This is a genomic window from Stenotrophomonas beteli (genome assembly GCF_001431665.1).
GTDB classification, from domain to species: Bacteria; Pseudomonadota; Gammaproteobacteria; order Xanthomonadales; family Xanthomonadaceae; genus Stenotrophomonas; species Stenotrophomonas beteli.
In genome coordinates this window covers 31,182-52,983 of sequence record NZ_LLXV01000099.1, presented here as the reverse complement: position 1 = coordinate 52,983, position 21,802 = coordinate 31,182, and the positions used below count along the sequence as shown (strand labels likewise).

The window sequence follows — 21,802 nt, the reverse complement described above, 5'->3', positions numbered from 1 at the left end:
GCGCGGCGTCCTCAGGCGATGGTCAGGTGCGGTCGTACAGCAGGTCCCAGACGCCATGGCCGAGTTTCTGGCCGCGGGTCTCGAAGTGGGTCTGCGGGCGCCAGTCCGGGCGCGGTACGCTGCCCCGGGGGCCTGCACGGTTGACCAGCCCGGGCGTGGCGTCGAGCACGTCCCACATCTGCTCGGCGTAGTCTTCCCAGTCGGTGGCGCAGTGCAGGCGGCCACCGGGGCGCAGCTTGCGCACGATCAGCTCGGCGAACGCCGGTTGCAGCAGGCGGCGCTTGTTGTGGCGCTTCTTGTGCCAGGGGTCCGGGAAGTAGATGCGCACTTCGTCGAGCGCGCCGTCGCCGATCTCGTTCTGCAGCACTTCCACCGCATCATGGTGGTACAGGCGCACGTGGTCGGCGTTGTCCTCGGCCAGAGCGTTCAGCAGCCGGCCCACGCCGGGCGCGTGCACTTCGATGCCGATGTAGTCGCGCGAAGGATCATGCTGGGCGGCAAAGCGCATGGCCGCACCGTTGCCGAAGCCGATTTCCAGCACCTTGTGCGCCGTCCGCCCGAAGGTGGCGTCCAGGTCGCGCGGCTGGCCGTTGTAGTCGATGCCGAAGCGCGGCCAGCGTTCGTCGAACGCGCGCTGCTGGGCGGGAGTGAAACGGCCCTGGCGCAGCACGAAGCTGCGTACTTCGCGGCGGCCTTCGCTCACGGTGAAGGGCTTGGGCGGGGCCTTGGAGCCGGCGCTGTCGAAAGGATTGGTCATCAGCCGATCAGCCCGTCCACCGGAGAAGATGCGCTGGCGTAGCGCTTGCGCGGGATACGCCCGGCCAGGAACGCTTCGCGGCCGGCCTCGACCGCCTTGCGCATGGCGCTGGCCATCAGCACCGGATGGCGCGCCCCGGCGATGGCGGTGTTCATCAGCACGCCGTCGCAGCCCAGCTCCATCGCGATCGCCGCATCGGAGGCGGTACCGACGCCAGCGTCGACGATGATCGGCACCTTGGCGTCTTCGATGATCTGCAACAGGTTGTACTTGTTCTGGATGCCCAGGCCCGAGCCGATCGGCGCGGCCAGCGGCATCACCGCAGCGCAGCCGATCTCTTCCAGTCGCTTGGCCAGGATCGGGTCGTCGGAGGTGTAGACCATCACCTCGAAGCCATCCTTGACCAGCTGCTCGGCGGCCTTGAGGGTCTGCACCACGTCCGGGTACAGCGACTTCTGGTCGCCCAGCACCTCCAGCTTGGTCAGGTTGTGGCCGTCCAGCAGCTCACGGGCCAGGCGGCAGGTGCGCACGGCATCCTCGGCGGTGTAGCAGCCGGCGGTGTTGGGCAGGATCGTGTAGCGCTCCGGCGGCAGCACGTCGAGCAGGTTCGGCTCGCCCGGGTTCTGCCCGATGTTGGTGCGGCGGATGGCCACGGTGACGATCTGGGCGCCAGCGGCCTCGGTGGCCAGGCGGGTTTCTTCCAGATCCTTGAACTTGCCGGTGCCGGTCAGCAGCCGCGAGCCATAGGTCTTGCCGGCGATCACCAGCGAATCGGGGGAGACATGAACGTTCATGACGCGATTATCGCCTATCCGCCTGAAGATGGGATCACGCAATGGGCGGGGTCGAGCGTGGGGTCAGATCCCTTTGCCACTGCAAAGGGATCTGACCCCTGAAGACCCGGGCAGCCTCAGCCCCCGCCCAGCGCGTGCACGATCTCCACCACGTCGCCTTCGGCCAGCACGTGCTCGCCATGACGGCTGCGGCTGACGATCTCGCCGTTGACCTCCACCGCCACCCGGCGCTGCAGCAACTGCTCGGCCTGTAGCAGGTCGTGGAGGGTCGCCGAAGCGGGCAGGGTGCGGGGTTCGCCGTTGAGCTGGATGTCCATGCGCACATTGTCGCTGATGGCCTGCTCGGATCGGAACCCTTGCAAATCGCCGGCTCCGCCATCTGCGGCACACCCGGGCGTGGCCAAGGGCGGCGACAATCCATGCGGCGGCGCAGCGTGAGCAAACGGCGGTGCGGTGAAACCATTCACCGTGCGCCGGCGTACGTGCGCCGGATCCTCAACGACATCCCCACAGGAGTTTCTTACATGCTGCTCAGCAAACGCCCGATCCGCTCCCTCATGGCGGCTGCGATCGCGCTGGCCGCGCTTCCGGCCATGGCAGGCGAATCCCCGTTCAACCGCACCGTCTTCTTCGGCGACAGCCTGACCGACAGCGGCTACTTCCGCCCGCTGCTGCCGCCCGACGTGCGCCCGGTCACCGGCCAGTCCACCACCAACCCGGGCTGGGAATGGGCGCAGTTCGTGGCCGACTATTACGGCACCAACGCCAGCCCCAACGGCAACGGCCAGGCCGGTGACAACTACGCCGTCGGTGGCGCCCGCGTGGGCGTCGACCTGACCCAGCCGGCACTCGGCAACGTCGCGGTGCCCTCGCTGAAGACGCAGATGGCCAACTATCTGGCCGCCAACGGTGGCAAGGCCGACCCGAATGCCCTGTACACCGTGTGGGGCGGCGCCAACGACCTGTTCTCGATCACTGCCCCGGCCCAGGCGCCGGCGGTCATCGGCGCGGCGGTCAGCACCCAGATCGGCATCGTGTCCAGCCTGAAGCAGGCCGGTGCAGCGTACGTGCTGGTGCCCAACCTGCCTGATATCGGCTCCACCCCGGGCTTCATCGACCGTGGCGCCGCCGCGCGCGCACAGGGCACCGCTTTGTCCACCGCCTACAACAACGCGCTGTACGGTGGCCTCAAGCAGGCCGGCATTGAGTTCATCCCGCTCGATACCTATACCCTGCTCCACGAAATCATCGCCAACCCGGGCATGTACGGTTTCAGCAACGTCACCGGCCGCGCCTGCCTGGTGGCCTCGTCGCTGACCTGCAGCCCGCTGGCCTATGTGCGCCCGGATGCGGCCAGCACCTACCTGTTCGCCGATGACGTGCACCCGACCACGGCTGCGCACCAGATGCTGGGCCAGTACGCCATTTCGATCCTGGAAGGCCCGCGCCTGCAGCAGGTCCTGACCCACTCGGCGCAGACCATCGGTCGTTCGCGCGCCGACCAGGTCAGCCTGCACCAGGCCGGCCGTCCGGCCGATGGCCTGTCCTGGTGGGGCGGCCTGCGCGGCGACATGCAGCGCTACGACCACGCCGATCTGTACGACGGCATGGCGCCGGCCGGCCTGTTCGGTGTCGACTGGGCACGTGACGGCATGGTCTTCGGCGGCTTCGCTGGTTTCGGTCGCATGAACGCCGACTTTGGCAACAGCCGTGGCGACTTCACCCAGAAGGACACCACCGCCGGCCTGTTCGCGGGCTGGTACGGCGACCGCATCTGGGTCAACGGCCAGGTCAGCTACACCTGGCTGTCCTATGACGTGAACCGCAAGGTCCAGCTCGGGCCGGCCACCCGTGAACACGGCGGCTCGCCGGACGGCAGCAACCTGACCGCCGCCCTGAACGCCGGTTACGAGTTCGGCACCGAAGGCGGCTTCCGCCACGGCCCGATCGCCTCGGTGATCTGGCAGAAGGTGAAGGTCGACGGCTACACCGAAACCGCTGATGCCAATACCCTGGCCACTGCCCTGGGTTACGGCAGGCAGGACGTCGATTCCACCGTCGGCCGCATCGGCTGGCAGGCGCGCTTCGACGGCGGCAGCGTCAAGCCGTACGTGCAGGTGACCTACGACCACGAGTTCGAGGACACCAAGCAGGCCAGCGCATGGGTGCAGAGCCTGCCGGACGTGGGCATGTACCGCGTGCCGGGCATGGCGTTCGACAAGAACTATGCGACCGCCATCCTGGGGGCCCGCATGGACCTGTTCGGCCTGCAGAGCAACATCGGCCTGAGCGCGACCACGCTGCAGAAGCGTGCGATGGATACCTCGATCTTCGCCAGCTTCAGCGGCAGCTTCTGATCCTGGGCGGGGTCGGCTCCCTTTCCGCAAGGAAAGGGCTCCGGCCCCGTTGCTGCACGGTAGCGCCGGGCCGTGCCCGGCGGATGTGGCGGCCGCCATTGCGCAACACCGGCCGCTCCGCATAGACTTTCCCCCTGCAACGCGGGCGTAGCTCAATGGTAGAGCTGTAGCTTCCCAAGCTACTGACGTGGGTTCGATTCCCATCGCCCGCTCCATGTCTCCGGGGTATTCACCCCCAACCAGACGCAGCGCACTGGTTGAACCACGCCGAAATCCAGCGTGTGGCGGCAACGCCCTGATGTGTTTACAAGCCGCATTTCAATCGCGTTTGAATCGTCGACACGGGCTCCTGCAACCTCCGCTGCCTGCCGCGACCGTGAGCCGCAGGGTTCAGTTGATGCTCGGCTTGGGATGCTAAAAGATCGTTGATCCCTGCCTCCCCTCGTCCGCTGCCCGGAGCGTGAATGATCGCCGCACTCGTGCCCATCAGGCGTTGCTTTGATTCTTTCAGGACGATCCAACCGGAAGGAGTTCTGGTCGCACTCCTGACTCAGCGCCGGGCGAAGTCCACCAGGTCGGAAGGGTAGTGCGGGCAGGTGCGCAATGTGGCGTCGTCACCGCCATACAGCACCACCAGCGCTGCTACCTCAAGCGCCCAGTATCCCCATGCATTCGGCCCGGTCAGGCGTCGGGTCCGCTTCTGGGCCTTTGGCGCCAGCAGGAAGAAGTCGCGGTACTGCACCTGCAGATAGCCGGCCAGCAGCGAAGGGTCGAATGCTTCATCGTCGCGCAGCGGCGCGAACAGCTCGGCGAACGGTCGTGGATGAAAGACCTCATCACTGGCTTCCACCAGGCCCAGCGCCGGCGCGGTCAGGTAGTCCAGTACGCGGTCGGTGTCGAAGCAGAGCACCTTCTCCACCAGCGCCGGCAGGCGCTCCTGCGCATCCAGCAGCACGCCCAGTGACAACAGTTGCAGTGCGTATTCGTAGTGCTGCGTTGTACGCGGTTGCAACGACGCAGCCAGCGCGATGTCGTGGCCTTGCTGTTGCAGGCTGTCCCGGGCAACGGCCAGCAAACGCGCATGCTCGAGCCAGAGATCTGCTACGTCGGCATGCAGCTGCTGCAATGCCACGGGCGCGAAGCCTCGGTCGATGCCTTTCAGCAGCAGGTTGCTGCCGGTCTGTGCGGCCGTCTCCCAGCCGTGGGCATGCTCCAGGGCTGCATGCCCCTGCAGCGGTTTCTCCGCAGATTCACCGCGGTCGCGCGCATGGCGCGCAAGCAAGGCCATGCCTGAGTTCCAGTCCGCCTGCCAATCAGGCAGGCGAAGGGTACGGCGCGGTCGGCCCGGGGCCTTTGCCAGTGCTCTCCATCGCGGCAACATTGCCTGCAGCGGATTCCGGCGCTTCACGGCAGTCATCGATTCCATCGTCACGGAGAGTCTAGCGGCATTGCCGGTTCGAACCCCATTGCCTGGCACATCGTTGACGGCTTCAATGGTGCGCAGTCGCTGCCATCAAGCCCGCATGACCGTTGATCGAATCGCCCTCCGCCGTTTCACCCAGTGGCTGCCATTCCTGATATGGGTCGCCATCTGCGTGGCGTGGTGGTCGCCTTGGGGTGTGGTCGTTGGCCTGGTCGCTTGCCTTGCCCTGGGCGGCGTGCTGCAGCGCTTGGATCTGGTCGGCGATGCCGTAGGTGGCGCACTGCTGCGCTCGCGCGCGAAGCTGCCCTTCGCCACCCGGCCGCCCACGCATGACGTCCTGTTGGATTGGGGTGAGCTGGGCATGGGCGGGCCGGCCTACGGCACCCTGATGCTGCGCGATGGCGCCATCGTCGAGGGTGTATCCACTGCGGGCAGCCACGATGCCAGCGGCGATTGGCAGGCGCTGGCGGGCAGCGCGCTGCGTGTGGCCAGTGGCTACAGTGATCGCAGCGAAGCCGTGATTGTCTACGACGAAGCGGACAAGAGGGTGACGCACCTGTTGGCGATTGTTCCCAGCCTGTTCTGGCAGGAACTGCACGAGCGCCGGCAGCTTGGCGGGGATGCCGAAGCCGCGATGTGGCTGCGGGATCTTCCCGGTCGATCAACCACGCTGCGCCCCTGCCGGGGTCTATGGCTGGAACAGGAGCATCCGGCGCTGGCCGCCGGGTTGCCACAGGTGCTGCGGCATGTCCTGCCTGATGGCCGGGTGCTGCAGGCCATCCCGCTGCTTCCCGACGACCTGCGCCTGACCGCGCATCCGGCCCTCTTCGCGCGCATCTGTCCGTACGCCCTCTGCCTTGATGGCGAGGCCAGTGATCGTCACGCGTGTGATCTGGAGACGGTCATCGCCAGCCCGTCCGGACGATGCGTGGCCGTAGCGGGCAGCGTGCTTGATGGCGATCTGCGTCCCATCGAGGGCGTATGGCTCGTCCACTGGCAGGGGCATTGGCAGGCCATTGGCCGCCGTGCGATGGGCGGCAGCGGCAAGACCCGGATTGGGGCCTGGATCGACGTGATCGAGGCCGGTGATGACGGCACGCTCCGATGCGAGGCCTACGAGGAACACTGGGCGGTTGACGACATCACGCGCCGCCCGACAGTACACACCTCGCTGGGGCTACCCGTGGAGTGGCGGGACACTCCGTTGCCACTGCGTGTTCGCAATGGACGCTTCAGCCTTCGCATCCCTGCTCCCTGATCAGGCCAGGGGGGCTGGCTCGCCTGCTTCGCGCCCCCGTTGCGCATACTCCTCGGTAAACAGCGCCGACAACGCCTGTCGCTGCCCTGCATCGATCTCGCGCGAGGTATTGGCCGCATAGTCGAAATGCACCATCACGCAGCGTCCGCTGGCGACCAGTGCATCGAACTGGAATGCCTGCTGCACGATCGACAGCGAGGAGCGGCCAATGTTCTCGATGCGGGTTTCGATACGCACCTCGTGTCCTGGCTGTATCTGCTGCAGGAAGTCGATCTCGTAGCGGCGCAGGATCAGCGTCAGGTCGCGCATGCTGGCTTCGCGGCTGAAGTGCCGGAAAATCTCCTGGCGGCCTTCCTCGAACCAGACGGGCAGGGCGGTGTTGGTGACGTGGCCGAGGACGTCCACTTCGGAGAATCGCGGAAGGATCGTCAGCGGCATGAAGTCTCCGGGGGCGTAGTGGGCGGAATCTCCGGCGACGATGCTGCCATCGCCGGAGAAAGTACGGCGGCTATCAGCTGTCAGTCAGAGTAGAAGCCATTGCCGAGGGTGCCGGGCAGGCCGGGTTCCGGCCACGGCATCAGTGATGTGCAGGCGTCATACAGCGTGCAGAAGTCCTGCCGGAGTTGCGCAGGCACCCAGCTGCCGTAGGAAACGTCGGTCGAATCGCCCTGGCAGGCGTAGGAAACATCGATCCAGCGGGTATTGGCGTGTGAGGCAACGCCCTGGTGCTGTGTCTTGCCCGTGCAGTAGCGCAGGCCCTGGCCGATCAGGGTGTTGTTGGCATCGAAGTAGAGCCGGGAGACTGCATGGGTCGGCGCAGCCTGTACGTCCGCGGCGCCTCCCACCAGGCCAAACAGCAACAACAGCGGAATTCCCATTCGCATCTGTGGTTCTCCTTGGATTCATGTAAGCCGGCCGTGTCCTGTCCTGTGGCCGGCGAAAGGCATCTTCGCACAGCGCCGGCATGCACGCAGATGCGGCGGCCTGCGGGGCATCATCCGCCCGCCACACGCCCGCGCTATGCTTCGCGCCTGCCGACCGATCCCACCGCGATGAAGCTCGCCATCCTGTCCCGCAACAGCTCCCTGTATTCCACCCGCCGGCTGGTCGAGGCGGCGCGTGCACGTGGTCATACAGTGCGCATTCTCGACCCGCTGCGCTGCTACATGCGCATCGCCGCCGACGGCTTCTCGATGCATTACAAGGGCCGGCCGATGACCGGGGTGGACGTGGTGATCCCGCGCATCGGTGCCTCGATCACCCGCTACGGCACCGCCGTGCTGCGCCAGTTCGAGCTGATGGGCGCGCGCACCCCCAATCCCTCCGATGCGATCCTGCGCTCGCGCGACAAGCTGCGTGCGCACCAGCTGCTGGCGGCCAAGGGCATCGACATGCCGGTGACGGTATTCGGCGACAACCCCGATGACACCGTGGACCTGCTGTCCATGCTTGGGCCGCCGCCGCATGTGGTGAAGCTCAACGAAGGCACCCAGGGCCGCGGCGTGATCCTCACCGAGAAAGCCAGCGCCTCGCGCGGCATCGTCGAGGCGTTGCGCGGCCTGTACGCCAACTTCCTCATGCAGGAGTTCATCGGTGAGGCCAAGGGCGCCGACCTGCGCTGCTTCGTGGTCGGTGACCAGGTGGTGGCCTCGATGCAGCGGCAGGCCCCGGAAGGCGACTTCCGCTCCAACCTGCATGCCGGTGGCACCGCTGTGGCGGCCAAGGCCAGCCGCGCCGAACAACAGGTGGCGGTGCGCTCGGCCAAGGCGCTGGGGTTGTCGGTGTGTGGCGTGGATCTGATCCGCTCCGCGCGCGGGCCGCTGGTGCTGGAGGTCAACTCCACGCCTGGCCTGGAGGGCATTGAGGCGGCCTGCGGCGTCGATGTCGCCACCCGCATCATCGCGCATGTCGAGAAGCTGAAAAAATCCTGATTATTCAGTGCCTTGAGAATCTCATCACCCGTGAGTCGGCCTTTTAACAAGGCTTTAATCGAACCCGGCGTAGGCTTCAGCGAACCGCAGCTCTGCCTCTCAGCAGGATCGGTAATCGGGATACGACTTCAGGCCCAGGCGGGTGCACCGTCTGGGCCTTTTTTATGCTGCGGGGCAGCAGCGCCAGTCCCTTGTGGAGGCCGCGTGAGGGTCGTAGAGTGGGGCCTTCGTTCCGGGATGGATCGGGGGGTTGGCATGTACCGCATCATGATGATCGCGTTGTTGCTGGGCCTGTCTGGTGGTGTTGCCGCCAAACCAGAGAAAGCCGCTGTACAGATGGACCGGCAGGCGCCGGTGGCCGAACAGATGCGCCAGGTGGAAACCGCCCTGGGCACTCCCGAATACGCTGAACTGTCCCTCGAGGACCGCACCCAGGTGCAGCAATCGCTGTCGCGCATCCGCCAGCACATGGGCGAGCGCCAGACCGTGCAGGAACTGCCGCCGCAGTTGCAGACCGAAGTCTTCAACGAGCAGGAGCGGATCAACACCCTGCTGGTGCGCGGGCACGACGACAGCCGGCAGATCTGCAGGTACGAGCGCACCACCGGCAGCAACATGCCCAAGAGCCGCTGCCTGACGGTGGCCGAGCGGCGCCGTATCGAAGAGAAGGGCAAGGCGCTGATCAACGACCAGCGCAGCTACAACACCCTCGCACCGCCGCCCGCGGGGCGTTGATCGCACCGTCTGTGGGCATGCGCCAGCGCTCCCCTGCGGAGCGCCGGTGCAACCGCAGCGCGGACGTTCCACTCATGGACGACATGGAGAAGACAATGCAGCGCATGATATCCCTCACCCTGGTGCTGGGCCTGGCCCTGGCCACAACCGCGCAGGCCAAATCCGAGAAGGGCAGCGTGAAGCTCGATGGCAGCGCACCGGTGGCCGAACAGCTGCGCACAGTGGAAGCCGCGATCAACTCCGAGGATTACAGCGAGATCGGCCTGGAGGACAAGAGCCGCGTGCAGCAGGCGCTGGGCCGTATCCGCGACCGGATGGGCGAGCACGAGCGCGTGGAGCAACTCAGCCCGAACGATCAGACCGCCGTTTTCAACGACCAGGAAGTGATCAACACCATCCTGACCCGGGCGCGTGCCGACAGCCGCATGGTCTGCCGTCGCGAGCGTTCCACCGGCAGCAACATGCCGCAGAGTGTCTGCATGACGGTCGCCCAGCGCCGCAAGGCGCAGGAGGACAGCCGCAAGGTGCTCAATGGCATCCAGAGCTTCCCGCCGGACGACAAGAACTTCAGGCGCTGATGGCTGACGCTTCCGCAGGCCCCCGCCAACGGTCACCCTGCCGTGCGTCCCTTGTGAACGCATCGGTGGAACCGTAAAGTCGGGGCCCTATTCACGGACGAACATGGAGCTCGTCATGTACCGCACCACCACGCTCGCGCTGATGCTTTCCCTGGGCCTGGCAGCCACCGTGCAGGCCAAGGCGCAGAAGGAAGCCGTTCGCATGGACGCCACCACGCCGGTCTCCGAACAGATCCGCCGCGTTGAAACGGCCATCGGCAGCGAGGACTACAGCGAGATCGGCCTGGAAGACAAAAGCCGCGTGCAGCAGGCGCTGAACCGGATCAAGGTCAAGATGAACGGCCGCGAGAAGGTGGACGAGCTGGCCGCGCAGGAGCGCACGGACATCTTCAACGAGCAGGAAATCGTCAACACGATCATGAGCCGGGCCCAGGCCGACAGCCGCATGGTCTGCCGCCGCGAGCGCCTGACCGGCAGCAACATGCCGCAGAGCGTGTGCATGACCGTGGCCCAGCGCCGCAAGGCCCAGGAGGACAGCCGCCAGGCCCTGACCGACCAGCAGCGCCTCAGCCGCTGAGCGGCGCCCCCGGGGACCCTTGCCCGCCTCGCGCCTTCGGTACGAAATGTTAAGACTGGAACCTGTATCGTTCAGCAGGTAGACGTCGCGTCCACTGCCCCCAGGCCATTCTGGGGCGGTGGGCCTGGCCCCCGACGACCCTTCAAGAACCAGAGGTTCCAGTGCGCATTCTCGTAATCGAAGACAACAGCGACATCGCCGCCAACCTTGGCGACTACCTTGAGGATCGTGGCCACACCGTGGACTTCGCTGCCGACGGCGTGACCGGCCTGCACCTGGCGGTGGTCCACGAGTTCGACGCCATCGTGCTGGATCTGAACCTGCCGGGCATGGATGGCATCGAAGTCTGCCGCAAGCTGCGCAACGAAGCGCGCAAGCAGACCCCGGTGCTGATGCTCACCGCGCGTGATTCGCTGGACAACAAGCTGGCCGGTTTCGACTCCGGCGCCGACGACTACCTGATCAAGCCGTTCGCGCTGCAGGAAGTGGAAGTGCGCTTGAACGCGCTGTCGCGGCGCGGCAAGGGCGTGCAGACCCGCGTGCTGGAGACCGGCGATCTGGAGTACAACCTGGACACGCTGGAAGTGCGCCGCCAGGGCAAGCTGCTGCAGCTCAACCCGACCGCGCTGAAGATCCTGCAGGCACTGATGGAAGCGGCCCCGGCCGTGGTGACCCGGCAGGAACTGGAAACCCGCGTGTGGGGCGAAGAACTGCCCGACTCGGATTCGCTGCGCGTGCATATCCATGGCCTGCGCGCCGTGGTCGACAAGCCCTTTGAAGTGCCGCTGATCCAGACCCGCCATGGCATCGGATACCGCATCGCCACCCCGGAAGCCTGATTCCGTGGCAGCCAAGGGGGAGCGCCGGCGTACGCCCTATCGGCGGCGCCTGCGCAGCCGCATCATCGTTTCATTCGTGTTGTTGGGCTTCTGCCTGACGACACTGTTCGCGTTCGCCACCAACTGGGCCCGCCTTCGCGTGGAGAACCAGCTGGTGGAAGAGCTGATGAACCGCAATATCGACGAGTATGCGCGGCGTTACTACGAGCATCCCGGGCACAACCCGGATGCGCCGGTGTTGCAGATCCGGGCGTATGCATATTCCAAGGACAAGTTCGACCGGGTGCGCGAAGAGCGCGCGCAGTGGGCGGGCTTTGCCGATGGCATCCACAGCGTCAGTGGCGACGAACACGGTGAGCCCTATTCCTACAAGCTGGCTGTGCGAAAAACGCCCGACGCCTGGTTCTTTCTTGCCTATGACATGACCGACAGCGTGCGCGGCGGCAAGCAGCTCAACCGCGCGCTGGTGTTGTCGGTGCTGGTGTTCAGCGTGCTGTCGCTGGTGCTCGGCTGGTGGTCGGCCTCGAAGGTGATGAAGCCGGTGTCGGACCTGGCGGCGCGGCTGCGCGCCTACCGTGGCGGCACCAGTGAGCCAGAGCCCCTGGCCCCGCGCTTCCCCGATGACGAAGTGGGGCAGCTGGCGCAGGCGCTGGACGACTACTCCTCGCGCCTGACCGAAGTGGTGCAGCGCGACCGCGAGTTCAACGCCGACGTCAGCCACGAGCTGCGGACGCCGCTGGCGGTGATCCGTGGCGCCACCGAACTGCTGCTGACCCGGCCTGGCCTGGACGAGAAGGTGCTGCAGCGCCTGCAGCGCATCCAGCGTGCCGAACAGCAATGCAGCGATCTGATTGGCGCGCTGCTGCTGCTGTCGCGCAACGAGCGCGGGCAGGGCACCAGCAACGTGGCCCGCGTGGCCGAGCAGTTGCTGGATGCACACCGCGCGCAGCTGGGCGGCAAGCCGCTGGAACTGGCGCTGGAAGGCGAGCGGGATCTGGTGATCGACGCGCCGGAGGCCGCCTTGTCGGTGGCGCTGGGCAACCTGATCGGCAACGCGGTGAAGTACTCCCAGGATGGCGAAGTGCGCGTGCATGTGGGCGCCAATGCCGTCTCGGTGACCGACAGCGGCCCGGGCCTGAGCGAGGAAGACGCAGCCAGGCTGTTCCAGCGCGGCTACCGCGGTACCCACGCCGGCCATTCGCAGGGCGGCGGCATCGGCCTGTCGATCGTCAGTCGCCTGTGCGACCTGTACGGCTGGCAGGTGAGCGTGCGACCGGGTGGCCAGCGCGGGGTGATCGCCACACTGACGTTCTCGCCCAAGCCGCTGTAACGGCGGCGTGGCTGACCCGGGGCGGCACACGGATCTGCATGGGGTGGGGGCCCACCTGGTTGGCACTGATGGCCGGCACATCGCATCCGCCACCCACGCACGGCGTGGATCTACCGCTGCTGGCGGCATCAACATGACTGTTTCCGCCTGCCTGGGTGTGCCGTGGCTCACGGTTCCAGACACCCGCTCCCACGTTGACGCATTTGCCTCCTGACGCGCCGGAGCGCAGATGGCCAGATGCCAGCGTCGGATCGTCCGTCGCCTGCCAGGAGCATCGTCGTGTCACACCACACCCGTTACCCGAACCTGCACCAGTTGGTTGGCGATTCGGTCAGCCAACTCTCCACTGAGGTCGCCCAGCGCGTCGAGGATATGCTGTCGCGGCCCGATGGGCTGATGCCGATCCTGATGGCGCAGATGGACGTAGACGGTTTCACCGCGGACGCTGCGCGGCGCGCCGGGCTGAAGCCTGCGCAGCCCGGTACGCCGGCTGGCCTCAGGCACACCGTCGCCGGCATCTCCACCCTGACCCGGATGATGTATGCCGCGCATATCGCGCGCACCCGCGGAGGCCCGTTGCAGGTCGTGCCGTCGGACGCTGTCGAAGGCCTGCTGCTGGCCGCGCGCGAGCTGACCTGCTACGCACAGCAGCAGTTGCAGGCCGAAATGGCCCGGGGTGCAGCAACCCTGCACTAGCGTGGCTCAAGGGTCGGCCCGGAACCGCACCACGCCTGGACACGGGCGATCTCCCGCGTGCGGTGTCGCATTCCACGATCCCGGCGGCGGGGCATCGGCCCGCCCGTCGCCACGTGGAAACAAGCGAGGCCCGGCATCCTGGAGCGGGATCGATCCTTGGCGCTTTTCAGACACTTTTAAGATTGCGTCCTCCGCATCGATCCGACAAGGCTTGAACCACGGGAAAGCGCGCCCTCGCGCGCTGTATTCGTCGAGGTACTGCCATGGATCATCGAACATCATTATTCGTTGCTGCCTACGAAGCGTCATCGCGCTTCCATCGTTTCTGCGGTCCTGGCGACCTGCGGTTGGTCGTGGAGCGCTGGCACGGCAGCGAATCGTTGTCCGAAGGCCTGCGCTGCCAGATCGATCTGCTGGGCGAGGCGTGCGAGCACAACCTGGATGATTGGGTGGCGCGGCCCGCAAGCATTACCACGCGCCTGCCCGATGGGGCCGAGATTGTCCGGGCGGGGTTGGTCCGCAGTGTCGAACGCCTGGCTTACGCGGGCAGTCTGGTGCGGTACCGCGTTCACTTGGCCGACTGGACCGCCTGGCTGTACGACAGCCGTCAAAGCCGCGTGTTCCAGGACGAGAATGTGGCGAGCATCATCAGCACGGTGCTCTCGGTACACGCGCCGCTGGCACATTGGACCTGGCACGTTGGAAGTGCGGCGGCGCTTGAGCGTCGGTGCCGGGGCTATCGCGTGCAGTACCGCCAATCGGACATGGCGTTCCTGCAACAGCTGATGGCCGATGAAGGCCTGGGCTGGTGCATCCGCACGTTGCCCGAAGCACCTGGTGGGCATACGTTGATGATCTTCGGCGACAGCACGCGATGCTCGGTGCTGCCACGCCCCCGGCGCCTGCACCAGACCCAGCGCGTGCCCGACGACGCGGGTATCGTGCTGTTGCATGAGGCCTGTCGCGTGGTGCCGACCCACATGACCCGTGTGGCGGATCTGGACGATCCGTTGCGGGTGGTTTCAGCCAGCCTGCCTGTACGCACTGTGGCCAGTAGCCCATTGGAGGACTATTCGCCGACACGCCACGCGGCGTGGGAGACCTCACGCGAGGCTCTGGCCGAAGTGATGCGCGACACCGAAGCAGCACTGTGTGAGCAGCGGCGCTGGACCGGCGAGAGTACCGAGCCGGACTTCCAGCCCGGCTACGCATTCGAGGTCCTGCCAGAGCCCGGCCAGCGTGTGGTACCTGCTTTGCTGCTTACGGCGGTGCGGCACGCAGCGGTCAATCAACTGCCTGCGGTTCTCGAACTGCAGCAGCACCTGTCGTCGCACGCAATGCCCGACACCCTGCCCACCGATCGCGCGCAGAGGCTGGGCTATGCCAACCGCTTCGAGGCCATACCGTTCGACCGTCGGTGGCGGCGTTCTCTGCATGGCAAGGCAAGGCGGATGACGGCCCCTGGGCCACAACTGGCGACCGTGCTCGGTGGCGATGACGGTGCACCGCTGCACATGGACAGCAACGGGCGCATCCGGGTGCGGTTCGGCTTTGTCACCGACAGCAAGGCTGACAGCGGTTGGCTGCGTGTCACCCAGGCCTTTGCCGGCCCCGGCGTGGGCAGCCAGTTCCTGCCCCGCGTCGGCCAGGAGGTGGTGGTGGACTTCATCAACGGCGACCTCAGCCGCCCCATCGTGATTGGCGCGCTCTACAACGGCAGGGGCGAGTCACGCGCTGAAGCGCTGGCGTTGTCCACCGATGCTGGCAGCAGCGCCCAGAACAACCTGGCCGGTGGCAACGCCCCGCGCTGGCATGCTGCAGGCGCGGGCGGATCGGCCCAGCGCAATGCGGGCGCCGTATGGGGCATCAGCTCGCAGGGCTGGGATGGCGATGGCGGCAACAGTCTCGAGTTCGACGACAGCGACGACCAGCTGCAGGTACGGCTTGGCACAACGCAGTGCCATAGCGCGATCAGCATGGGGCATCTGCATCACCTGCAGCACAACTTCCGCGGCAGTCTGCGCGGAAGCGGATTCGAACTGCGCAGCGACGCGTGGGGGGCCGTGCGTGCGACGGCAGGCCTCTGGCTGGAGAGCATGCAGCGCTCCGCGTCCGCTCCTGCCGGCTTGCGTGCTGCCCCCGTCGCGCTGCTGCGGCAGACGCTGGTGCTGGCGGAGTCCTTTGATGAAGCGGCACGGCAGCAGGGTACGGTGCGGCTGCGCGGGCACGCCGTCGAGGGCAACGATGCCAGCAGGCTGCAGACTCTGGCCGACAGCGTGGCAGCATCGCAGCGGCTGCAGGGCACTGACGAAGACATTCCTGCAACCGGGTCTGCAGTGCTTGGCCTGTCCGCACCGGCAGGCATCTGCCAGGTGGCCGGGCAGGCAATCCAGCTGGGGGTGGGGCACAGTACGCTGCTGGCCAGTGGCGGCAGTTCAGCGGTGATCGTTGCCGGCCATGGGCGTTGGCAGTGCCGCCAGGCCATCGGCGTGCTGGCTGGCGCGACACGCAATCCGGGGAGTGCCGGGTTGAGTGTGGTGGCTGGCGAACAGGCGCTTGATATGCAGGCGCAGGCAGACGCCGTGTACCTGCAGGCGCGGGCCAGTATGGTGGCGGCCAGTCGCCAGGGGGAGGTGCAGCTGGCCGCAGGAGGCACCCTGCACATTGCGACGGGGGGCGGCGCGGCAATGACCTTGAAGGACGGCAACCTGCACGTGACCTGCCCGGGCACGCTGACCTTCAAGACCGGCGAACGGCACTTCACTGGCCCAGCGCAGGAGCTGTTTCCGCTGCCGCAGTTCGCGCAGACGGTCTGCGTGGAGTGCCTGCTGAAGGCGATGCAGGCCGGCTTGCCGTGGTCTGCGAAGAATGGCTGACGCCCCATGGATCGATCCGTGGCGGCATTCCCGGTTGCCGTGGCAGACCCCTGGCGACCAGCGTGTGGAGACGCAGCCCGCCTGCGCGCTGCTGGATATGGCATTCGCGCCGGACGCCTGGACGCAGCTGCGCGCGATGGCCGCTGAAGTGGCGCCCCTGTTCACGCATCGCTACGCGGGCAAAGGGCTGGACCGGTTGTCACCCTGCCTGGTTGTCCTGCCGAACGACGCTGGAGCACGCGATCGCTGCTGGCAAGGGCTGCTGGAGCTGAGCGATGGCGCACCAATGTTGTCGGTGCTGCGCACGAGCGCCGATCCACATGCCTTGGCCGGGCATCTCCGGCGGATAGGGGAAGGCCGTTCCAGTACCGGCCAGCCGTGGTTGCTGCGCTGGGGCGATGGGCGTGCCGCCGCCCGCTTGCTGGATGCGCTGGACGATGCACAACGGGCACGCGTGCTGGCTGGTCTGCATGACTGGCACCTGCCTACCGGCATCGGAGATTGGATGTGCGTGACCGGCAAGGGCGGGACGCAGTTCGATGCCGACGCAAAACCACTGACGTTCACTGCGGCTCAGGAGGCCGCATTACGGAGCGGAAGCCAGGCCGATGCCATCACGCGCTTCATTCTGCAGCGGCCCGTGCTGCGTCCGGGCGGCATGCTGCCCTCGCAGGTGCATCGCTGCGCGGAGAACGTGCTGGCGCGCTTGGCGCGCCGGGGCATCGACCATCCTGCGCTGGCACATCGGATGACGATCAAGGCCGTTGCCTGCTGGGGCGCCCGCCAAGGCGATTGTGGGATGCCATGAAGGGAGCTGGGCGGCAGCCGAAGACCTGCGTATTCCTAGCGATGTACGCCGCTGCGTGCATATGGTGGCGGCACATGAGGTGCGTGGTTCGTTCCCGGTGGATCTGGCGGATGGCGCGAACTACGAGCGGATCATCTATCACAGCACGTCCCGCAATCGAGGGTACGTTTGACTGAAAGGCGTCGGGCGAATGGCTCTGTTGAAGAAGGTATTTGTCAGGATTTCTCTGATCGGGCTGGCGCTGTTTGCGTTGACAGGTCTGGTGCTCAAATTCATGGATTTCAGGGTCGGGCCACCGTCGCCCGGTCCGCCGAAGCCACGCATCATTGACTACGCGTCCGGCCACGACATTACCGATGCCCCACCAGAGATGCATCTGATGATTGGCATCGCTAACTATTCTGACGAAGGGCTAGGAAAGGTCTTCATCAATGATACTTGGGGGGGCGGTATGCAGCCACGCGCCAGCAGTAACGGACGCATCTGCTGCGTGACGCTCCCCCGAATTTGGCATCCAGGACTGAAAGTAACGCTGGCTTATCGTACGAGTAGCATGTTCCTCAGGGATCCGCGTAGTTATATTGAAAAGGAGGTCGTTGTGCCGCGCTACAAGCCCTTCCTGGATGGTTTCATCTTCTTCATGTATTTCCCTGGTGATCAGGTAAGGGTTGTAGCTACCCCATATTTCCCAGGGTTTCCCAAGTTTGCATACGATCTTGATTTTGCTGACAGCGAGCGCGATTCAGATAAGATCAATGAGTTCCTTGATGTGACGGCGAGGGGTGGGGTGGCGGAATGAAAGTGGTCGCGGCGCCTCCGATGTCAGATCCTTCAATGCAGCTCAGTTTGAATGAATTGGGTAGATATTCCGCTTCCCGTATAGTGACTGAATCGGATTGTGGAATAGATGTGTCAATCGGCTGCTTCTTCGATGGGACTCGTAATCACAGACTGGCCTCCAAGAAACGTGGAGACATGAGTGAGAGTAATGTGTCTCGACTCTTCGACGTCTACGATCTAGAGCGAGCGAAAGGAGTTGGTCGTCGGCCAACCAACTTTGCTAGCTACATCCAAGGCGTAGGTACCGAGGCGCTGCAGGAGATTGGCGACACCGGCACCGGCTGGCACGCCCGTGCCGGCGCGGCAGCAGGTTGGGGCGGTGAGGGGCGGGTGAACTGGATGCTGATGCAGGTCCAGGATCATCTCTTGACCCATTTTGCAGAGACAACCGTCACGACCGCGATGGGCTTTGATTCCACTGTCCCCATTGCGCGGAGAATGAGCGCCGATCTCCGCTTGAGCCTGCAGGACGTGGAGCGCTTGGCGCAGGTCGCGCGCATGCCGCTGTCCAACTATCTGGCTGTCAACCAGGGCGAGAAGGAGCTCGATCTACGCAACTCGCTCAGCGGTGGTTTCTGGAATACGGTCCATGCGCTGCAGCGGGTGCGGGGCACCCACCTGGCCCGTGCCGATCACGCGTCGCGCCGGGCGGTATTGCAGGAACGGCGCGCCTTTCTGGAAAAGAAGGTGGCGCCGTTCCAGAAGCAGAATCCCCGGGTGGATCGCATCCGGATCTCGGTATTCGGCTTCTCGCGGGGCGCCACCGAGGCGCGCGTGTTCTGCAACTGGCTCGGCGATGCCTGCGATCCCGGTCCGGGTCCGCTACGCCTGTGTGGCATTCCAGTGCAGATCGATTTCATGGGGCTGTTCGATACGGTGGCCTCGGTCGGTGCTGCGCAGAGCTTCTTTAAGTCGGTATTCGATGGCCACGGCGGCTGGGCGGCGGCCGAAGACCTGCGTATTCCTAGCGATGTACGTCGCTGCGTGCACATGGTGGCCGCACATGAAGTACGTGGCTCGTTCCCGGTGGATCTGGTGGACGGCGCGAACTGCGAGCAGATCATCTGTCCCAGAATATCCCCCATTCGAAGGTACGTTTGAATGAATAGTGTCCGCGGAAAGGGCGTTGTGAAGAAGGTGTTCGTAAGTATCGTTCTGATCGGGTTGGCGATGTTTGCTTTGGCAGGCCTGGCGCTCAAGTTCATGGATTTCAGGATTGGGCCACCACCGTTGGCTCCCCCGAAGCAGCGAATTATTGAGCCTGATACTGGTCACGACATTACCGATGCTCCGCCGGAGATGCATCTGAAGATTGGCATCGCCAACTATTCCGACGAAGGCCTTGGAAAAGTCTTTATCAATAACGTGTGGGGGGGCGGCATGCAACCGTACGCCAGCAGTAACGGACGCACTTGCTGCGTGACGCTCCCTCGTTCTTGGCATCCGGGACTCAAAGTGGCAGTGGCCTACCGCACCAGCAGCATGTTTCTCAAAGATCCCCAAAGCTATGTTGAGAAGGACGTTCTTGTCGCGCCCTATGAGCCGTTTATTGATGGGTTCATCTATTTCTTCTACTTTCCAGGTGATCAGGTGCGGGTCGTGGCTACTCCGTACTCTCCAGGATATCCGGGCTTCGCTTACGACATTGACTTCGGTCGTGGGCACGGTGATCCAGCAAAGATTAAGAGATTTCTGGAAGCAACAGCGGGCAAGGAGGCGGAATAGTGAGGGTGGGGATATCTACTCCGACGTCAGAGCAACCAACGCAGCTCAGGTCCAGTGAAGCGAGGCGATATGCGGCCTCATTGTCGGAAGTCGGATCCGACTGTGGTGTGGATCTTTCAATGGGTTGCTTCTTTGATGGGACACGTAACCACAGGCTGGCGTCCAAAAGACGTGGGGATATGAGTGAGAGCAATGTATCGCGGCTTTTCGATGTCTATGATGCTGACCGATTGCGGAGTGAGGAGCGACGCAGAAAGAAGTTCTCAAGCTACATCCAAGGCGTAGGAACCGAGGCGCTGAAAGAGATTGGCGACACCGGCACCGGCTGGCACGCCCGTGCCGGTGCGGCAGCGGGTTGGGGCGGCGAGGGGCGGGTGAATTGGATGCTAATGCAGGTGCAGGACCACCTGCTCGATCATTTCGCGGGTACCACCGTGACCAGAGCCATGGGCTTCGAATCCACCGCCCCTGTCGCGCGGAAAATGAGCGCCGATCTCCGCTTGAGCCTGCAGGACGTAGAGCGCTTGGCGCAGGCCGCGCGAATGCCGCTGTCCAACTATCTGGCTGTCAACCAGGGCGAGAAAGAGCTCGATCTACGTAACTCGCTCAGCGGTGGTTTCTGGAATACGGTCCATGCGCTGCAGCGGGTGCGGGGCACCCACCTGGCCCGTGCCGATCACGCGTCGCGCCGGGCGGTATTGCAGGAACGGCGCGCCTTTCTGGAAAGGAAGGTGGCGCCGTTTCAGAAACAGAATCCCCGGGTGGATCGCATCCGGATCTCGGTATTCGGCTTCTCGCGGGGCGCCACCGAGGCGCGCGTGTTCTGCAACTGGCTCGGCGATGCCTGCGATCCCGGTCCGGGGCCGTTGCGTCTGTGTGGCATTCCAGTGCAGATCGATTTCATGGGGCTGTTCGATACGGTGGCCTCGGTCGGTGCTGCGCAGAGCTTTTTTGAAGCGGTATTTGATGGCCACGGTGGCTGGGCGGCGGCCGAAGACCTGCGTATTCCTAGCGATGTACGTCGCTGCGTGCACATGGTGGCCGCACATGAAGTACGTGGCTCGTTCCCGGTGGATCTGGTGGACGGCGCGAACTGCGAGCAGATCATCTACCCTGGGGTGCATTCGGACGTGGGTGGCGGGTATGCACCGGGCGAGCAGGGGCGTTCGCCGAATGACGCAGACAAACTCTCGCAGATTCCGCTGTGCGACATGTACAGGCACGCTCTGGCGGCAGGTGTGCCACTGCTGCCCATCGCAGAGGCACGCGTGGAGTTGCAGCGCCAGTTCGAGATCTCTCCCACCCTGCGCCAGCACTACAACGCCTATCTGAAGGCGATGGCGCCGTTCCTGCCGGCCATGAATCCCGCGTCCAGAGCCAATCGCACGGCGGCGCTGATGTATGCGCACTACCGCCAGTATCTGTTGTGGCGGCGCCAGCATCTGGACGACTTCGCCGCGCTGCCGGGTTTTCAGCGTGCGTCGGCGCAGGACCGCGCGGACCTGCGCGGTGGCAATACCGAGCTGGCTCAGGAGGTATGGGGCATGCGCTACAACAACGCAACGCGGCGGGTGCGCAGCACCGTTGTCACCTCGCACCACGGCATGGCTACGCCGCCGCCGTACAACAGCATTCCGGCGTTTGATTTCGTGCAGGCGAAGCTGCGTGGCCAGAAGGAGCAGCAATGGCTGGATGGCCACATCGAGCAAATATGGGCGTCGCGGCAGGTGCCGCCCGAGCCCGTGGCAACATTTCTGGATGGCTATGTGCACGACTCGCGGGCGTGGTTCAAGCCGTTCGGGCTGGACGATGACGAGTGGCTGCATGTGCAGCAGCGGGAACGTGACGCCTACCGGCAGCGGATGCAGGAGTTGGATGCGATCGAACAGGCCCACCGGCAGGAGCGGGAGCGCATGCAACGGGCCGGGCAGCTGTTCCAACCAAGGGTGCCGTTGGCGATGTCGGTGCAGGAACTGGAGGAACTGACAGCCTGGCGCGAGCACCCGGAGAACTATGAGGAAGCACTGCAGCTGACTGGCCGCGAGTACCACTGGCAGTGGGGCTATCTGCGCTGGCGCACCTGTTATCTCAATCCACCCGGTGTGGCGGTGGCCGAGGCATCGGCGCGAAGGTGGCAGCGTGCGGAGGACGCGGCCGCGTAGCACTTGCGCCCGTTGTCGTAACCGGCGTGCTCAGCGCTACTGGTGCGCCTCAGCACCGAGGGGCATCGCGACACCTGCGTGATGCGTGCCGCGCCTCGGACGTGCGTCGCTGCACG

General features: G+C 65.2%; 21 protein-coding genes and 1 tRNA gene. 16 read left to right on the top strand and 6 right to left on the bottom strand.

Translation table 11 applies throughout. The annotated features are described in order from the left end of the window. Positions 1-22: 22 nt before the first annotated feature. The 3 genes from trmB to thiS all read right to left on the bottom strand — a co-directional run bounded on the left by trmB (position 23) and on the right by thiS (position 1,868). Positions 23-757, bottom strand: coding sequence for a tRNA (guanosine(46)-N7)-methyltransferase TrmB (gene trmB, locus ARC23_RS20030; protein WP_057498814.1), 735 nt, complete (start codon positions 755-757; stop codon positions 23-25). After that, the gene (locus ARC23_RS20025; protein ID WP_005410813.1) at positions 757-1,551 is read right to left on the bottom strand and encodes a thiazole synthase; all 795 of its coding nucleotides are present in this window, start codon (positions 1,549-1,551) and stop codon (positions 757-759) included. Before ARC23_RS20025 ends, trmB begins: the two co-directional genes overlap by 1 nt. A 116-nt stretch (positions 1,552-1,667) precedes the next feature. Further along, positions 1,668-1,868: a sulfur carrier protein ThiS gene (gene thiS / locus ARC23_RS20020; protein WP_057498832.1), complete on the bottom strand. Its 201-nt coding sequence runs from the start codon at positions 1,866-1,868 to the stop codon at positions 1,668-1,670. 207 nt (positions 1,869-2,075) lie between these two features. On the opposite strand from thiS, the gene ARC23_RS20015 reads away from it, so the two are divergent. Further along, a complete protein-coding gene (locus ARC23_RS20015) occupies positions 2,076-3,908 on the top strand; it encodes an autotransporter domain-containing esterase (RefSeq protein WP_057498813.1) in 1,833 nt (610 codons plus the stop codon). A gap of 141 nt (positions 3,909-4,049) precedes the next feature. Then, positions 4,050-4,123 (top strand) — tRNA-Gly (locus ARC23_RS20010). Positions 4,124-4,458: 335 nt separating this feature from the next. Here the strand turns inward: ARC23_RS20010 and ARC23_RS20005 are convergent. Beyond that, positions 4,459-5,289 carry a PoNe immunity protein domain-containing protein gene (locus ARC23_RS20005; RefSeq protein ID WP_057498831.1) on the bottom strand — a complete coding sequence of 277 codons (831 nt, stop codon included), beginning with the start codon at positions 5,287-5,289 and terminating at the stop codon, positions 4,459-4,461. Positions 5,290-5,401: 112 nt separating this feature from the next. Here ARC23_RS20005 and ARC23_RS20000 point away from each other — a divergent pair, with 112 nt between their 5' ends. After that, the gene (locus tag ARC23_RS20000; protein ID WP_057498812.1) at positions 5,402-6,589 is read left to right on the top strand and encodes a hypothetical protein; all 1,188 of its coding nucleotides are present in this window, start codon (positions 5,402-5,404) and stop codon (positions 6,587-6,589) included. Here ARC23_RS20000 and ARC23_RS19995 read toward each other — a convergent pair whose 3' ends face one another. After that, positions 6,590-7,027, bottom strand: coding sequence for an acyl-CoA thioesterase (locus tag ARC23_RS19995; RefSeq protein WP_057498811.1), 438 nt, complete (start codon positions 7,025-7,027; stop codon positions 6,590-6,592). Positions 7,028-7,107: 80 nt separating this feature from the next. Further along, complete coding sequence (locus ARC23_RS19990; protein ID WP_224328455.1) at positions 7,108-7,473, bottom strand: hypothetical protein; 366 nt, start codon at positions 7,471-7,473, stop codon at positions 7,108-7,110. 168 nt (positions 7,474-7,641) lie between these two features. Here ARC23_RS19990 and rimK point away from each other — a divergent pair, with 168 nt between their 5' ends. The 13 genes from rimK to ARC23_RS19925 all read left to right on the top strand — a co-directional run bounded on the left by rimK (position 7,642) and on the right by ARC23_RS19925 (position 21,686). Further along, positions 7,642-8,520 carry a 30S ribosomal protein S6--L-glutamate ligase gene (rimK, locus tag ARC23_RS19985; RefSeq protein WP_057498830.1) on the top strand — a complete coding sequence of 293 codons (879 nt, stop codon included), beginning with the start codon at positions 7,642-7,644 and terminating at the stop codon, positions 8,518-8,520. Positions 8,521-8,775: 255 nt separating this feature from the next. After that, the gene (locus ARC23_RS19980; protein ID WP_057498810.1) at positions 8,776-9,255 is read left to right on the top strand and encodes a hypothetical protein; all 480 of its coding nucleotides are present in this window, start codon (positions 8,776-8,778) and stop codon (positions 9,253-9,255) included. A gap of 95 nt (positions 9,256-9,350) precedes the next feature. Then, positions 9,351-9,833: a hypothetical protein gene (locus tag ARC23_RS19975; RefSeq protein WP_057498809.1), complete on the top strand. Its 483-nt coding sequence runs from the start codon at positions 9,351-9,353 to the stop codon at positions 9,831-9,833. Positions 9,834-9,948: 115 nt separating this feature from the next. Then, a complete protein-coding gene (locus ARC23_RS19970) occupies positions 9,949-10,410 on the top strand; it encodes a hypothetical protein (protein WP_057498808.1) in 462 nt (153 codons plus the stop codon). Between the two features lie 161 nt (positions 10,411-10,571). Then, the gene (locus ARC23_RS19965; protein WP_005410804.1) at positions 10,572-11,249 is read left to right on the top strand and encodes a response regulator transcription factor; all 678 of its coding nucleotides are present in this window, start codon (positions 10,572-10,574) and stop codon (positions 11,247-11,249) included. Then, complete coding sequence (locus ARC23_RS19960) at positions 11,212-12,579, top strand: sensor histidine kinase (protein WP_057498807.1); 1,368 nt, start codon at positions 11,212-11,214, stop codon at positions 12,577-12,579. Before ARC23_RS19965 ends, ARC23_RS19960 begins: the two co-directional genes overlap by 38 nt. A 279-nt stretch (positions 12,580-12,858) precedes the next feature. After that, positions 12,859-13,275 (top strand): hypothetical protein, encoded by a 417-nt coding sequence (locus ARC23_RS19955; RefSeq protein WP_057498806.1) that lies wholly within the window; start codon positions 12,859-12,861, stop codon positions 13,273-13,275. Between the two features lie 263 nt (positions 13,276-13,538). Further along, entirely contained in the window at positions 13,539-16,151 is a 2,613-nt protein-coding gene (locus ARC23_RS19950; protein WP_080393127.1) for a type VI secretion system Vgr family protein, read from the top strand. Continuing rightward, positions 16,144-16,959 (top strand): DUF4123 domain-containing protein, encoded by an 816-nt coding sequence (locus ARC23_RS19945; RefSeq protein WP_080393126.1) that lies wholly within the window; start codon positions 16,144-16,146, stop codon positions 16,957-16,959. Before ARC23_RS19950 ends, ARC23_RS19945 begins: the two co-directional genes overlap by 8 nt. A 190-nt stretch (positions 16,960-17,149) precedes the next feature. After that, entirely contained in the window at positions 17,150-17,758 is a 609-nt protein-coding gene (locus ARC23_RS19940) for a DUF3304 domain-containing protein (RefSeq protein ID WP_057498803.1), read from the top strand. 176 nt (positions 17,759-17,934) lie between these two features. After that, positions 17,935-18,900 (top strand): phospholipase effector Tle1 domain-containing protein, encoded by a 966-nt coding sequence (locus tag ARC23_RS20615; protein ID WP_238985287.1) that lies wholly within the window; start codon positions 17,935-17,937, stop codon positions 18,898-18,900. Next, the gene (locus ARC23_RS19930; RefSeq protein ID WP_057498801.1) at positions 18,901-19,524 is read left to right on the top strand and encodes a DUF3304 domain-containing protein; all 624 of its coding nucleotides are present in this window, start codon (positions 18,901-18,903) and stop codon (positions 19,522-19,524) included. A gap of 179 nt (positions 19,525-19,703) precedes the next feature. After that, a complete protein-coding gene (locus tag ARC23_RS19925) occupies positions 19,704-21,686 on the top strand; it encodes a T6SS phospholipase effector Tle1-like catalytic domain-containing protein (protein WP_238985286.1) in 1,983 nt (660 codons plus the stop codon). Positions 21,687-21,802: the final 116 nt, after the last annotated feature.